The sequence below is a fragment of the Sulfitobacter maritimus genome (assembly GCF_013346665.1).
Taxonomy (GTDB): domain Bacteria; phylum Pseudomonadota; class Alphaproteobacteria; order Rhodobacterales; family Rhodobacteraceae; genus Sulfitobacter; species Sulfitobacter maritimus.
Window position 1 is genome coordinate 688,589 of sequence record NZ_JABVBB010000038.1, and the last position, 14,628, is coordinate 703,216.

The following is a 14,628-nucleotide window of genomic DNA, read 5'->3' on the forward strand; positions in this document are numbered from 1 at the left end:
TTAGAAGCTAAGGGGGTTGTTCTTCGCCAAGGCGTCAAAGTCCATCAGCAGCTTGATAAGCCCCGGCATCTGATCAAGGTAGATCATATTCGGGCCGTCGCTTGGGGCGCGGTCCGGGTCTTGGTGGGTCTCCATAAAGATCGCCGCCACGCCGATCGCCGCCGCAGCGCGGGCCATGACGGGCGCAAACTCGCGCTGGCCGCCGGAGGAGCCGCCTTTGCCGCCGGGTTGCGCGACGGAGTGGGTGGCATCCATTACCACCGGATAGCCAGTCTGGGCCATCTGCGGCAGGCTGCGCATGTCGGCGACCAGCGTGTTGTAGCCAAAGGTCGTGCCGCGCTCGGTCAACAGGATGTTTTTGTTTCCTGTGCTTTCTATCTTATCGACGATGTTTTGCATTTCCCACGGCGCAAGGAACTGGCCTTTCTTGACGTTCACCGCCTTACCCGTCTCGCCCGCAGCGAGCAGGATGTCGGTCTGCCGGCTGAGGAAGGCGGGGATTTGCAGCACGTCCACCACTTCACCCGCCTGAGCGCATTGGGCTTCGTTATGCACATCGGTCAGCACTGGCACGTCATTGGCCCGCGCCACGGATTGCAGAACCTGTAGCCCTTTTTCGATGCCCAAGCCGCGCTTGCCCGAGAGGGAGGTACGGTTGGCCTTGTCGTAGCTGGCCTTGAAGATGAACTGCGCACCAGCCGCGTCACAGGCTTCTTTCAGCACGCCCGCGATCATTTGCGCGTGGTCTTCGCTTTCCAACTGGCAGGGACCCGCGATCACGGTGAGGGGGCGGTCATTGCCGACGGTCAGATTTCCGATGCGCAGTTGGGTCATGAGGTTACCTGTTCTCTAAGGATGGATGCTGTCAGGGACAACATCAGGTAGATGCCTGCAAAGATAAGAAAAGCCAATATCGTGTTTTCGAACTTGCGCGGGTAGGTGGCCTCATCCGGCGCGACCGGGTTCACCGCTACCGTGAGGTAGCGAACCTGTCGACCAGCTTCTGTACGGGCTTGTTCTAATGCTGTTTGCGCGCTTTGCAGGACCATATCTGCGGCCGCCAAATCGGCCTGTGCAAGCTGTGCTGCGACCGCCTGTTGGGCCAGCGAATTTTCGCCTTCGGTGGCGGTGGTCATGCGCTCGCGCAATTTGGTGAGCTGTTCGCGCAGCCGGCGGACATCCCCGCGCGCACCATCGACCTTGGCCTTGTTAGGACGCTGGTTGTCCAAAAGAGCGGCCAGTTCAAGTTCCTTTTCGATCAACAAGGTCTCGTAATTGGTGATCTGTGTGCGGATAGAGGCGATCATCGCCTCTGGGTCGACGTTGTTTTCGACCTGTAGTTTGATCAGCGCCTCTTGCGCGGCACGGCGGTTCGCCTGTGCGGTTTCGAACCCTTGCAGCGCATCGGCCATGCCATCGTCGCGTTTTTGTTTGCTCAGATTGTTAACCCGCTCTTCGGCATAGGTCAGCAGGCGTTCTGAAAACTCCTCCGAGACCTCCGGATCGGCGGCGATCACTTCCATCCGGATCACCCCCTCGGTCGGGTCGTATCCGATTTTAACGTTCTTTTTGTACGCCTTGTAGGCTTCCTCATTGGTCGGACTTTCGCTCAGGCGCTGGATCGGGTCGATTGCAGGGTCCGAGTAATGCGCCCGAAAATCGGCATCCTCGTCAAGGCGAAGCATCGCGTCTTTGGATTGCAAATAGGCCTGCGTGGCGATGCTGTCGGCGCTATTGGCAAATTGCGTGGGCAGCAGCCCTCCGAATGGGCTCGCCCCACCGCCGCCTTCGTTCTGGATGATTAGAAACTGGCTTTCGGTCGCATACATCGGGGTAGCGATTTTGTAGAAATAATAGCCCGCCATAAAGGTTGGCAGCAGGACAAAGAAAGCCAACCGGACCAAAAGGAGCGCACCTTTCTTGCGGCGGCGGCGGGTAATGTCGCGCTGAATGTCAGAGATCTCGCGCTGGCGGCGCTCGGCAGGGCTGACGTCAGTTGAGGGAACATCGCGTCCACCTGCTGGCGTCGTCTGCGGCAGTTGAATCCGTGCGCCGCCGGGGCGGGATTTCGTAGCAGGCAGATTGGATTGCCCTGCACCTGGACCGCCGTCTTGCGGAACGACCAGTTCAAGCATGTTGGACCGTTGAAAGGGGTCGATCCCTCTGGCGCGCAGGAGCCGCACGGCGTCGAAATCCGAGGTCGGGGCCAATCCATGTTTCTGCGCCACGCGCCGGGCCATGCGCAGTTGGCGTCCGGTAAGACCCTCGCGGCGGATCGAGTCGATGTCTTGCTCGTCCGAGACTTCATTGGCTGAGGACACTTCGCCCGCACGCGATTGGTCGCCGTCAGCCTGAGGGGGGACGGTTGTGCGCGGTTCGTCTTGCGGGGGCAGGTCGCGTTTGGACGCGCTCGCGCCCGCAGGGCTGCCCGCCACCGAACGAAGGTTTCTGTCCGGCTTAGATGGCGCAGTGTCCTTGGCATCGGGTGTTTCGGCACGCTGCGCCGTTGCCGCACTGCCAGTGCTGGCCGAGGGAAGCGGGGCTTTCCGAATGCGGAATTTCCTAGCCTTGGGTTTCGTAGTCATAGAGCTGTTTCGCTTCTTCCAAGGTGTCGAACATATGCAGTTTTCCGTTCACCAAAACACCGGCGGAACGGGCAAATTTTTCAAGCGTCTGCGCCTGATGCGAGACAATGATGATCGTAGTAGTGCGCAGCCGTTCTTGCAGGATATCGCCTGCTTTGCGATTAAATTCGACATCCGTTGTGCCGGGCATGCCTTCGTCAATGAGGTAAATGTCAAAATCAAGCGCGAGCATCAGGGCGAATGAAAACCGCGCGCGCATGCCTGCCGAATAGGTCCCAAGTGGTTGGTCGAAATATTCACCAAGTCCGCAAAGCCAACGGCAAAAACTCTCTACGTAGTCAGGGTCGAGCCCATAAAGCCGGGCAATGTAGCGGGCATTTTCCATGGCGGAGACCTTGGTCACCACGCCGCCCATGAAGCCAAGCGGGAATGAGATGTTGCATCCCCGCCTGATCTCACCTTCATCCGGTTTTTCGAGCCCGGCCATCATGTTGATCAGGGTCGTCTTGCCGGTGCCATTGGGTGCGAGGATGCCCAGCGAATGTCCCAGTTCCACACGAAAAGACACCCGATCAAGAATGACCTTGTGCTGGGAGCCTGTCCAAAACGACTTGGACACATTTTCAAATTCCAGCATTCCCTGCTCCGGTTGGTGCTGTCGTGGCCCTTTGGCGCCTCCTTGTACCAGAGGTATGTTAACGACCTATCCACCGATTTTGACAAGAATATGTCGAAATGTCCCTGAAAGCCACAGGGCCGGCTTAATCACCCGCTGATCTATCGCCGTTTTGGCCGAGATCAGCAGGAGGCCGGAATTTTTCAGGTTTGGAGGAAGCCTTAGTGCAGCTTGGCCAAACCTTTGCCTGGAGCGTGGTCGTGGATATAGGTGACATTCATCAAGGCGGCCTGTGTGCGGTCGCCGTCGATATTCTGCACAGGGCCCACAGGAACGGCGCTCATCAAGCGCAGGCGGGTCATCCAACGGCTAAAGGCGGCAGGGACGATGCCGAGCACATGGCTCGCGCCCATCGAATAGGCCACGCTGGCCATTTGGTTCATCAACATGCGCTGCACGGCGATGCGGCGATGGGCTGGCACCGCGGCAGTCAGGAAAAGCCGTGTGGCTTCCCAGATGTCGTCTCGCACCGGGGCTTTGAAAAACAACACATCTTGCGGAATGTCGGGCAGCATCCCTAGTTGTGCATCGCGCAGCATATAGCTGTAATGCGCACAGGTTGAAGTTGTGGGCATCAGCCGCACACCGCCCAGTACCTCGCCATATTCATGCAGAACGATCCAGCGGGCGCGGGGAGTGTCGTATTGGTCGAACTCCATGCCATCCACATGGGGCAAGTCCCAGCCTTTGGCGTCGATAAATATCTCGCGACGTGCCCGTAAAAAATTAACGAACAATTCACCATGCTCGTGCATGTTCAGGAACGACAGCGTCGTGGCTCGAATATAGGGATTTTGCCGGGCTAGAGCTTCGGGGCTGAAGGGGTCTTGTGCAGGATCTTGTGCAGTAGCAGCCTTGCGCAGAATGCGTTTGTCCTGCTTTTCCAATGCGCTGGCGTCTTGTGGGGTCAGTTCCGGTAGAACGTCTTGCCATGATCTGCCGCGAAATGTCCTGTCTTGTAAACTCATGCTCCTGCCTCGGATCTTGTGATTATTTCCGCCTCTGTGGCGAGGCTAACTTCTAGTTGCATTAAATAGCCATAGTTCTGTCTCATTTACGTGAGAAGATGGGTCAAGAAACGCGTCTCTGACGGGCTTAGATGCTGAAATGTCACATCTTTCGGGCGCATCCGTTGGCAGAATGCCATCTACGAGCAGACGATCGAGGAATACGAGAGCGCAATGTCGCAAGAGCAAATGACCTACGGACCCTCTCACGCCCCCGCCTTGGCCGATGCCACCAAGGTCAAGCAGATGCGCGATTATTCGCAGGTCGGCGTGAACCTCTTCTGGCAGCGTCAAATGATCTTTGCGGCGGCGATTTGCTTGTCCGCATTTTACTACGAATTGTGGTTGGCAGTTTCGACGCTCGTTCTGATCGCGATCTCAGAAACCTATGATTACATTCTATTTTTGAACATCACCCGTTGGCGGGGGCGCAGCCCGCGTCTGGCCAAGATGTTCATGCGAAGGGTCTATATCAGCACGGTGCTCAGCGCCGGTACGATCAGCTATTTCGCCCTTGGCATTGCCTTGCAACAAGGGGCGACGACGCATTTCTTGCCCTTGTTCTTCCTGTTCACCGCTGCGCTTTTTGCGTCGATGAACAACCATCACGTGTTGCCTGTGCTGATGCTGCGGTTGGCGATCTATGGGGCGACATTCCTGTTCATCCCGATTTGGGACATCGTGCGCACGGGTGCTAAGATCGAATCGGAACTTTGGACCCAGCTCTTTACGGTCGTATTTGTTCTCTATTTCATCATCGATTGTTCGCGAATCTTCCTCAAGATGTACCGCACGAACATGCGCCAGCTTGAAGAGCTTAAGGCCGAGCATGAAAAGACCAAAATCGCCTTTAAGGCGAAGACGGAGTTCGTCTCGACCATCAGCCATGAGCTGCGCACGCCGATGACCTCGATCAAAGGCTCGCTGGACATGGCCTGTGCGGGTGTTTTGGGTGAGATGACGCCTCAGATGGAAAAAGTGTTAAAGATCGCGCAGCGCAACTCGGCGCGGCTGACATCTATCATTAACGAAATTCTCGACCTGCAAAAGTTCGAGGCTGGCAAGATCAGTTTCGAGATTGAGCCTTTGGAAGTGCAGACTGTAATCGAAGATGCGATTGAATTGAACCAATCCTTCGCCAGCAACCTCAACGTAACACTGCGTTATGCAAAACCTTCGGAAAGTGCCGGGATTGCGACCGATGAAAAGCGGTTACAACAGGTAATGTCGAACCTTCTGTCGAATGCGGCCAAGTTTTCCCCGGCAGGGTCGACGGTTAAAGTCACCTCGCAGGTACAGGATGGCATGATGCGGATCAGCGTGATCGACGAAGGCATCGGTCTTGCTGAATCCGAGCGAGAGAAGGTCTTTGATGAGTTTTCGCAGATCGACTCGTCGGACCAGCGTGCTGTGGGCGGCACCGGGTTGGGGATGAATATCTCCAAGCGGATCATTGAGGCGCTTGGCGGGCAGATTGACTATTTCAAGAACGAAGGCGCGGGCACCACATTCTATATCGACCTGCCGTTGAACGACGGCAAAGGCAGCGAATTGGCCCAAGAAATCGCTGTGCGCGAAATTGTCAGCGGCAAAAGCGCGCTAGACGAAGCCTCAGATCAGGGGCGCATTACCGCGAAATCTGCGGCCTGAATATAGGGCCGGGGGCCAAAGCGCCCCCGGCTGCCCTGTGGATCAGGCTACCGCCTGCCAAGCCATACCCGCCAGCAACGCACCGATAAGAGCGAAGCCGAGATAGGCCGCAAAGACACGGGGTTTGACCAAGGCCCAGACCGCAATGGCTGCCGGGATACAGCTGACCCCGCCCGCAATGACAAAGGACATGGCGGCCCCTTGTGTCATGCCTTGAGCAAGCAAAGCGTCGATTAGCGGCACAGCTGCATGGCCGTTGAGATAGGCCGGAGCGCCCACCAAAGCCGCCAAGAGGATCGGCATGAAGCCATCGCCGCCCAATACGCCTGCGATCCATTCGGCGGGCACATAGGTCAGCATCAGAGCTTCGACCACATAGGCAAGTGTTAACCATTTGAACAGGAAGAGCGCATTGCTCAGGGCTGTTTCGTTAAAGCTCGCGCGGCGGTCGGGCTGCTGCCAGAAGGCCCAAACCGGCGCGCCGGAAAACGGTTTTGCCGCAGAGCAGCAACCGCCTTTTGCGGGTTGCGTACGCAGCGGGTCGTTAAAGAGCGGAGTTCGCGCGAGCGCCATGACAGTAAAGCCACCCAGCAGACCGACCCCGAGTGCGGCGAGGGTTTTCGCAAGGGCAAAGTCAAGGCCCAAGGTGCCTGATGTGATCGCGAACATGGCGGGGTCCATCAGCGGAGACGCCAGCCAGAACGCCATCACCGCGCCCAGCGGTGCCCCAACTGCGAGTAGGGCGGCAATGAAGGGAATCACTTCGCAACTGCAAAAGGGAGACAACCCGCCCAGCAAAGCGGCCATAACCACCATACGCGCCGGGTTTCCTTCAAACGCGCGGGCGAGCAAACTCTCGGCGCCGCTGGCCTTGAGGTAAGCCACCGCCAAGACAGCAAATGCGATGAACGGTGCGGTGCCGAAAAGCGCTTGAGCGGTAAAGGTAAGGGTGGGGACAAACTGTGGCGGATCGAGCAGTGCCACCAGTGCGAGCATTGCTGCTGTGGACCCCCATGCGCCTTTGAGGAAGAAAGCCCGGCGCCGAGGGGGGAGGGCATGTGTGGTCTCAGCCATGGTCTGCCTCCTTACAGTCGGTAACCGCGTCAGCGCAACATTCGGTCAGCAAAAAGTTCGCCAACGCCTGTACTTCTTCATAGGCGACCGCTGCGCAGATCGTGCTGCGGCCCTGTTTTTCTTGTTTTACCAAGCCCGCAGAAGCCAAGAGTTTGAGGTGATGGGTCAATGTTGAGCCGGTAACGCCGGTGCGCTCGCCCAATGTGCCGATGCTCAAGCCGGCTGATCCGGCGCGGACCAAGGTACGCAGGACCATCAGGCGTTGTTCTGATCCAAGTGCGGCAAAGCTGCTCGCGGCGAGGGTGAGGGCGGGGGGTGAGGTTTCGTGTTTCATATTTCTAGAATTATCGAAACGACTGCTTTGCGCAAGTTGTATTTCGATATTTCTCGAAATATCCGCAAAGCGGACCACTGCACGATCCCTTTTTTATTGCCGCCGTCCCCCTATCTATGCGCCATGAAAGACATCCGAGATGACCTGCACGCTTGCCGCCTATGTGCCGAGCGTTTCGCTGTTACGGCGACCCAGCACCGCCCCCGGCCGATCGTTTGGTTCAAACCCGGTGCGCGGCTGCTGATAGCCAGCCAAGCCCCCGGCAAACGCGTGCATGAGGCGGGCAAACCCTTTTGGGACAAATCCGGCACCCGTCTGCGCGAGTGGCTGGGGCTGGATGAGCCGACATTCTATGACCGCAATCGCGTGGCCATTGTGCCGATGGGATTTTGCTTTCCGGGCTATGACGCGAAGGGCAGCGATCTGCCGCCGCCGCGCATCTGTGCGCAGACATGGCGCAAGCCAGTGCTTGAAATGTTGCCGGACCTGCGGCTTACCGTGCTGATCGGGGGCTATGCGATGAAATATCACCTGCCCGATTTCCGCAATGTGACCGAGGCCGTGGCGGGGTGGCGCGACCATCCGCCGGGGGTCTTTGCCTTGCCTCATCCGTCTTGGCGCAATACCGGATGGTTGAACAAGAATCCCTGGTTCGCGGAAGAGGTCCTGCCCCGTCTGCGCGCCGCCGTGTCCGAGGTGATGAATGACCGAAAAGAAACTTGACGCCACACCGTTGGACGACGCCCATGCTGCGATGATGGCCGCGCCCGAGGATGACGCCGCCCGTCTGCGCTTTTACGAACGTATCGCGGATGTGGAGTTGTTCATGTTGCTTAAGGATGAGCCGCAGGGCGACCAGATCAGCCCGGTGTTGCTCGACGACAGTTATGTGATCGTCTTTGACCGCGCCGCGCGACTGTCGGCCTATGTGGGGGCGGCGTCGCCCTATGTGGCGCTTTCGGGGCGGGCGATTGCCGCGATGTTAGAGGGTCAGCCCTTGGGCATGGCGGTGAACATCGGCGTGGCACCCTCGGAGATTCTGTTGTCTGCCGAAGCGATGGACTGGCTGCGCGATACGCTGGCCCATGCGCCGGGAGAGGTCGAGGCCGGGATCGACCGTGTCTTTCCGCCGCAAGGTCTGCCGGAAACATTAATCGCGGCGATTGACGCCAAGCTGGCCACGGCCACAGGCATGGCGGCTGGGGCTTTCCTTGTGGGGGTCGACTACAGCGGCGGCGGGCGCGGGCATTTGCTGGCTTTCGTGGGCGCAATCCCACGCGCACAGGATGCGCTGGTGCGGGCAGCCTCGGAAGCGCTGACCTTTTCGGGGATTGAGGCGGGCGCGATGGATGTGGGCTTCTTTGGCCTCAATGACGCGGTGGTAGAGAAACTGGCCCGCGTGGGGCTGCGCTTTGATCTGCCGCAGATAGAGCCTTTGCAGAACACGCCGCGCATGGCGCCCGGCAGCGATCCGGCGAAGCCGCCGAAACTGCGCTGACCCTACCTTAGGGCAAAGAAAAAGGCGGGCGAGGCGCTTCCGCCCGCCCGCCTTGTCTCATTTTCCGGAGCCGATCTTAGCGGCGACGGTCGCGGCGCGCGCTCATCGGTTGGAAGGCGACGCCGACATGGGCTTCGCAATAGGGTTTTCCCTGTTGCACGGGTAGGCCGCAGAACCAGAAATCATCGGTCGCGGGGTCGCCCACGGGCCATTTGCAGGTACGTTCCGTGAGTTCCATCAAGCCGATTTTCTTGGCCTTCTTTTCGACTTCGCTGACCTTGGCCAAGGCCTCCGGGCTGATCTCATTGGCCGAGGGCTGCGGCGGCAGGGGCTGGCCTGCGGGGATAATCTGCTTGCGGGCAGGCAGCTTGGGTGCCGGGGCTGCGGCGGGCTCTTCGGCTTCGGGCTCGGGCGCGGCTTCGACCTCTGGCTCAGAGGCGGCCTTCGCGGCGGGCTTTGGCTTGGCCTCAGCCTTGGGCGCTGCGGGTTTCGCTTTGGCCTCCGGCTTAGCGGTGGCGGCAGCAGCGGGCGCGCCTGCGGTGCGGTTGGACAGGCCCAAACGGTGCACCTTGCCAATCACGGCGTTGCGCGTCACCCCGCCCAGTTCTTTTGCGATCTGGCTGGCGGACTGGCCTTCGCCCCACATCTTTTTCAGTGTCTCTACGCGCTCATCAGTCCAGGACATATGGGGTTCCCCAGTTAAAAAGCGGTCCCCTAGCCCGGACCGCTTTGTCAGTGTATCGGCCCCCATTTTATCTTCTGGGGCCGCAGGTGCAAGCGCCGATCCCTTTGGGATGCGGCACGGTGCGATTGGGGCTTTACGTGGGGGATCAAGCGCGGCTATGCAAGCCCTATGATCAATTGCGCCACATATCCTATCCGACGACGCACCGTCCGATAACTGCGCGGCCCCCTGTGGCCTGATCCGCAGCATGCGTGCTGCACCCTTTCAAAAACCACCAAATCCCATTGACCCTGCGCCGACCCCATGCCCTTTTACCGGCGTGACATGGCCCTCTTTCAAGGACAACAAGATGATCGCTTCCGTTCTGCCGACCTACAACCGTGCCCCAATGAGCTTTGTAAAAGGCGAAGGCACATGGCTGATCGAAGCGGATGGGCGACGTTTTCTCGACCTTGGCGCGGGGATCGCGGTCAACGCGCTTGGCCATGCGCATCCGGCACTGGTCAAAGCGCTCACTGATCAGGCGCAGGCGCTGTGGCATACCTCGAACCTCTACCATATCCCGCAGCAAGAGGCGCTGGCAGACCGGCTGGTGGCCGAAACCTTTGCCGACACCGTGTTCTTTTGCAATTCCGGCACCGAGGCCTGCGAATTGGCCGTGAAAATGGCGCGCAAGCATTTCTACGACAAGGACCAGCCTGAGCGCGTTGAGATCATTACCTTTTCTGGCTCTTTCCACGGGCGTTCCTCTGCCGGGATCGCGGCTGCGGGGTCTGAGAAGATGACCAAAGGTTTCGGCCCGCTGCTGCCAGGGTTTGTGCACCTCGACCTCGGCGACAGCGAGGCGCTGAAGGCTGCAATTTCCGATAAGACCGCCGCCATCATGGTGGAGCCGGTGCAGGGCGAGGGGGGCATCCGCGCCATTCCTGACGCTGAGTTGCAAGAGATGCGCAGGCTTTGTGACGAACACGGGCTGCTGCTGATCTTGGATGAGGTGCAATGCGGCGTGGGTCGGACGGGGCGGCTCTTTGCCCATGAATGGGCGGGGGTGACGCCTGACATCATGATGGTTGCCAAGGGCATCGGCGGGGGCTTCCCGCTGGGCGCGGTGTTGGCGACGGAAAAGGCCGCCGCAGCGATGACGGCGGGCTCGCATGGCTCGACCTATGGCGGCAACCCGCTGGGCTGCGCGGTGGGCTCGGCGGTGCTGGATATCGTGGCCGAAGAGGGTTTTCTGGCCGAAGTGAACCGCAAAGCAAGCCTGATGCGCCAGCGTCTTGAGGGGCTGGTCGCGGAACATCCGACCGTCTTTGAAGAGGTGCGCGGCGTGGGGCTGATGCTGGGCCTGAAATGCAAGGTCACCAACGCAGATGTCGTGGCGGCAGGCTATGACGCGGCGCTGATCACCGTCCCCGCCGCCGATAATGTGATCCGTCTGCTGCCGCCGCTGACCATCAGCGACGACGAGATTTCAGAGGCGCTGCACCGTCTTGATGCCGTCGCCCGTAGCCTCACCCCCGCATAATTCTCAACCCAGACATTCCTTGGGTCTGGGGCCTTTTGGCTCGGCACCCGCAAGACAGAGACATCCTTATGAACGATTTCCTCGACATCCACGAAACCGACCCGGCCGCGCTGCGGCAGATTATCGACAGCGCCATCGCGATGAAATCCGCCCGCCAAGGTCGCCCCAAAGGTGCGCCGGATGATGAGCAGCCGCTGAAAAACCATATGGTCGCGCTGATCTTTGAAAAGCCCTCGACCCGGACCCGCGTGTCTTTCGACGTCGGCGTGCGCCAGATGGGCGGGCAAACCATGGTGCTCTCGGGCGCGGATATGCAGTTGGGGCACGGTGAGACAATTGCCGACACCGCCCGCGTGCTGTCGCGCTATGTAGATATGATCATGATCCGCACCTTTGAGGAGGCCACGCTTTTGGAGATGGCCGAACATGCCACCGTGCCGGTGATTAACGGGCTGACCAACCGGACGCACCCCTGCCAAATCATGGCGGATATCCAGACCTTTGAGGAACATCGCGGCCCGATCAAGGGGCGCAAGGTGGTCTGGTCAGGCGACGGCAACAACGTCTTTGCCAGCTTCGCTCATGCCGCCAAACAGTTCGACTTTGATCTGACCTTCACCGGCCCCCAGCCGCTTGACCCGGAACCAGCGCTTGATGGTCTTTATACCATTGAACGCGACCCGCTAAAGGCGGTGGAGGGTGCTGATCTGGTGGTGACGGACACATGGGTCAGCATGCATGACCCCCAATCCGCCCGCGAACGCCGCCATAACCAATTGCGCGGCTATCAGGTGAACGACGCGCTGATGGGCCGCGCCAAGCCGGATGCGCTGTTCATGCATTGCCTGCCTGCCCACCGGGACGACGAGGCGACCTCCAGCGTCATGGATGGCCCCCATTCGGTGATCTTTGATGAGGCTGAGAACCGGCTGCACGCGCAAAAGGCGGTTATGCGCTGGTGTCTCGGGACGTGAGTGATGGCCCCCGCATCGTTGTCGCGGGCGCGGGGGCCGCGGGCTGTTTTATCGGTGGGCTCTTGGCAGCCGGCGGGCGGCGCGTGACCCTGCTGGCCCGCCCGCGCATTCAGGCCGAGATCCGCACCCATGGGCTGACCCTGACCGACTTTCGCGGCATGGCCGCCTATCTGCCATCAGATGAGCTTACGCTTGCGGGCGATCCGGCCTGCCTGCGCCATGCTGATATTGTGTTGGTGACCGTCAAATCGCGCAGTACGGCGGCTGTGGCCGCCCAGATTGCGCAGCATGCGGAGCCGGGAACCCAGGTGGTCAGCTTGCAAAATGGCGTGCACAACCTTGCCGTGCTGGCAGATGCCCTGCCGGGGTTTGACCTGCGGGCTGGTTTGGTCCCCTTCGATGTCGTGGCTTTGGGGCAGGGGGGCTATCACCGCGCCAGCGGGGGCGATCTGGTGATTGCGCCGGGGCCGATCGATCTGACCGGGGCGCTCACCGTTCCGGGGCTGGCTGCGCAGGCGCGTCAGGATATTGAGGCGCTGCAATGGGGCAAGTTCCTGTTCAATCAGTTCGACGCGCTGAATGCGCTCAGCGGCTTGCCCCTGCACAAGCAATTGCATGACCGGGACTGGCGCCGCCTGATGGCCGCTCAATGGGCCGAGGCCCATGCGGTGCTGCGCGCTCAGGACATCGTGGCCAAGCTGACTTCCACGGTGCCACCGCGCCTCATGCCCGCGCTGCTGCGTTTGCCGACGCCGCTGTTCACGCAGGTAGCGGCGAAAATGCTGGAATTCGATCCGCAGGCGCGCACGTCAATGGCCCAAGACCTCGCCGCCCGCCGCCCGACCGAGATCGGCGCTCTGCAGGGCGAGGTGCAGCGGATGGGTCAGGCCTTGGGGCGGGCCACGCCGGTCACGGATATGGTGTTGCGGGTCATGGGCTGGGCCGAGCTTGCGGGTGAAGGTCTGCCACATTTGCCCGCCACCGCCCTGCGTGCAGAGATTACAGCAGGGTCGCGCTAGGCAAAAGAAAAGGCGCCAAAAGCGCCTTCCCTCAGTTAACAAGCGTGTTGAGCAGCCAGAACACGATGCCCGACAGCAGCGCAGCGGCTGGCACGGTGATGACCCAAGCCGCCACGATGGTCATGAAATGCGAGCGGCGCACCAGCTTGCGGCGGCGGCGTTCCTCAACCGCGATGCGTTTGACCTCGCCCGCCTTGCCACCGATCTGACGCAGACGACGCTCCATATGCCATTCGCGGTAAAAGCCTACGCCGAAGACCCCTCCCACGGCGATATGGGTCGACGACACAGGCAGGCCCAGCCAAGAGGCGACAATCACGGTGATCGCTGCCGAAAGCGCCACGCAATAGGCGCGCATGGGGTTCAGCTTGGTGATCTGGCTGCCGACCATGCGGATCAGCTTCGGGCCAAAGAGGAACAGGCCAAAAGAGATGCCAAAGGCGCCGATGATCATCACCCAAGTCGGGATATTGACCTTATCTTCAAAGCCACCAAATTCACTGGCATGGACAATCGCGGCCAGCGGGCCAACCGCATTGGCCACGTCATTCGCCCCATGCGCAAAGCTCAGCAGCGCCGCAGAGAGCACCAGTGGCAGGCCGAAGAGGATTTTGACCGAGCGGTTGCGGTTCTCCATGCCCTCAGACTTCTGGCGGATCAGCGGGGCAGAGATGGCATAGGTCACCAGACCCACGACAAGACCAATGACCAGCGCCAAAGGCATGTCGATGGCGATGATCTTTTTCAGACCCTTAAGCGCCAAATAGGCGGCAAAGACCCCGGCCATGATGCCCACCAGCACCGGCACCCAAGTGCGTGCGGCTGCGATCTTGTCGTCTTGATAGATGATGCGCGCTTTGATGAAGGCGAGAAACATCGCCGCGACGGCCCCGCCCAGGACGGGCGAAATCACCCAGCTTGCGGCGATCATACCCATCGAGCTCCAGTTCACCACGCCAAAGCCAGCGGCAGCGATGCCCGCCCCCATGACGCCGCCCACGACGGAGTGTGTGGTCGAGACCGGCGCGCCGACCCAAGTGGCAAGGTTCACCCACAGCGCCGAGGAGATCAGCGCGGCCATCATGGCCCAGATGAAGATGCGGTTGTCTGCCACACTGGCCGGATCAATGATGCCCTTGGAAATGGTCGAAACCACATCGCCCCCCGCGAGCAACGCGCCTGCGGATTCGCACAGCGCCGCGATCACGATGGCACCGCCCATGGTCAGCGCATTGGCGCCCACTGCCGGACCCATGTTATTGGCCACGTCATTCGCGCCGATATTCACCGCCATATAGGCGCCAAACACTGCCGCTGCGATAACGACATAGCTGGAAGGCTGCTGCCCAAAGAACATCGCCGCGACCGCCCCGGCCACCACGATAAAGGCCAGCGCAATGCCCGGCCCAACGAGGGGGCGGGCAACATAGGTGGCGGCCAGTTCGACCTGTGAAATTCGGTTAAGGTCTTTGTCCAGTGTCTTCCACTGGCTGCCTTGCGGTTCATTCGCCATGCTGTCGTGATCCCTCAAAAGGTCGCTTTGTACCGACTTGAGGTGGCATAACGATGCCTTTGGCGCAAGCCGTTCTGTCGCGAAACGG

At 60.2% G+C, this 14,628-nt stretch carries 14 protein-coding genes; 6 read left to right on the top strand and 8 right to left on the bottom strand.

Annotation, left to right across the window (positions count from 1 at the left end):
* The 4 genes from kdsA to HTT03_RS18150 form a co-directional block, all read right to left on the bottom strand.
* Positions 1-834 (bottom strand): 3-deoxy-8-phosphooctulonate synthase, encoded by an 834-nt coding sequence (gene kdsA, locus HTT03_RS18135; protein WP_174861176.1) that lies wholly within the window; start codon positions 832-834, stop codon positions 1-3.
* A complete protein-coding gene (locus HTT03_RS18140) occupies positions 831-2,585 on the bottom strand; it encodes a KpsE/RkpR family capsule polysaccharide export protein (protein WP_174861177.1) in 1,755 nt (584 codons plus the stop codon). Before HTT03_RS18140 ends, kdsA begins: the two co-directional genes overlap by 4 nt.
* A complete protein-coding gene (locus HTT03_RS18145; protein WP_174861178.1) occupies positions 2,563-3,222 on the bottom strand; it encodes an ABC transporter ATP-binding protein in 660 nt (219 codons plus the stop codon). Before HTT03_RS18145 ends, HTT03_RS18140 begins: the two co-directional genes overlap by 23 nt.
* Positions 3,223-3,422: 200 nt before the next feature.
* Entirely contained in the window at positions 3,423-4,229 is an 807-nt protein-coding gene (locus tag HTT03_RS18150; RefSeq protein ID WP_246253597.1) for an acyl-homoserine-lactone synthase, read from the bottom strand.
* A 228-nt stretch (positions 4,230-4,457) separates the two neighbouring features.
* On the opposite strand from HTT03_RS18150, the gene HTT03_RS18155 reads away from it, so the two are divergent.
* Positions 4,458-5,918, top strand: a complete 1,461-nt coding sequence (locus HTT03_RS18155; protein WP_246253600.1) for a sensor histidine kinase — start codon at positions 4,458-4,460, stop codon at positions 5,916-5,918.
* Positions 5,919-5,960: 42 nt separating this feature from the next.
* Here HTT03_RS18155 and HTT03_RS18160 read toward each other — a convergent pair whose 3' ends face one another.
* Positions 5,961-6,992, bottom strand: coding sequence for a permease (locus tag HTT03_RS18160; RefSeq protein WP_174861180.1), 1,032 nt, complete (start codon positions 6,990-6,992; stop codon positions 5,961-5,963).
* Complete coding sequence (locus HTT03_RS18165) at positions 6,985-7,326, bottom strand: ArsR/SmtB family transcription factor (RefSeq protein WP_174861181.1); 342 nt, start codon at positions 7,324-7,326, stop codon at positions 6,985-6,987. Before HTT03_RS18165 ends, HTT03_RS18160 begins: the two co-directional genes overlap by 8 nt.
* Positions 7,327-7,449: 123 nt before the next feature.
* On the opposite strand from HTT03_RS18165, the gene HTT03_RS18170 reads away from it, so the two are divergent.
* Positions 7,450-8,049, top strand: coding sequence for a uracil-DNA glycosylase family protein (locus tag HTT03_RS18170; RefSeq protein WP_174861182.1), 600 nt, complete (start codon positions 7,450-7,452; stop codon positions 8,047-8,049).
* Positions 8,030-8,824 carry an SseB family protein gene (locus HTT03_RS18175; protein WP_174861183.1) on the top strand — a complete coding sequence of 265 codons (795 nt, stop codon included), beginning with the start codon at positions 8,030-8,032 and terminating at the stop codon, positions 8,822-8,824. Before HTT03_RS18170 ends, HTT03_RS18175 begins: the two co-directional genes overlap by 20 nt.
* Before the next feature lie 76 nt (positions 8,825-8,900).
* Here the strand turns inward: HTT03_RS18175 and HTT03_RS18180 are convergent, their stop codons facing one another.
* Entirely contained in the window at positions 8,901-9,509 is a 609-nt protein-coding gene (locus HTT03_RS18180) for a GcrA family cell cycle regulator (RefSeq protein ID WP_174861184.1), read from the bottom strand.
* A 349-nt stretch (positions 9,510-9,858) separates the two neighbouring features.
* On the opposite strand from HTT03_RS18180, the gene HTT03_RS18185 reads away from it, so the two are divergent.
* The 3 genes from HTT03_RS18185 to HTT03_RS18195 all read left to right on the top strand — a co-directional run bounded on the left by HTT03_RS18185 (position 9,859) and on the right by HTT03_RS18195 (position 13,027).
* Positions 9,859-11,034: an aspartate aminotransferase family protein gene (locus HTT03_RS18185; RefSeq protein WP_174861185.1), complete on the top strand. Its 1,176-nt coding sequence runs from the start codon at positions 9,859-9,861 to the stop codon at positions 11,032-11,034.
* A 68-nt stretch (positions 11,035-11,102) separates the two neighbouring features.
* Positions 11,103-12,008 carry an ornithine carbamoyltransferase gene (argF, locus tag HTT03_RS18190; protein WP_174861186.1) on the top strand — a complete coding sequence of 302 codons (906 nt, stop codon included), beginning with the start codon at positions 11,103-11,105 and terminating at the stop codon, positions 12,006-12,008.
* A complete protein-coding gene (locus tag HTT03_RS18195; RefSeq protein ID WP_174861187.1) occupies positions 12,005-13,027 on the top strand; it encodes a 2-dehydropantoate 2-reductase in 1,023 nt (340 codons plus the stop codon). Before argF ends, HTT03_RS18195 begins: the two co-directional genes overlap by 4 nt.
* A gap of 31 nt (positions 13,028-13,058) precedes the next feature.
* Here HTT03_RS18195 and HTT03_RS18200 read toward each other — a convergent pair whose 3' ends face one another.
* Positions 13,059-14,540: an inorganic phosphate transporter gene (locus HTT03_RS18200; RefSeq protein WP_174861188.1), complete on the bottom strand. Its 1,482-nt coding sequence runs from the start codon at positions 14,538-14,540 to the stop codon at positions 13,059-13,061.
* Positions 14,541-14,628 lie beyond the last annotated feature (88 nt).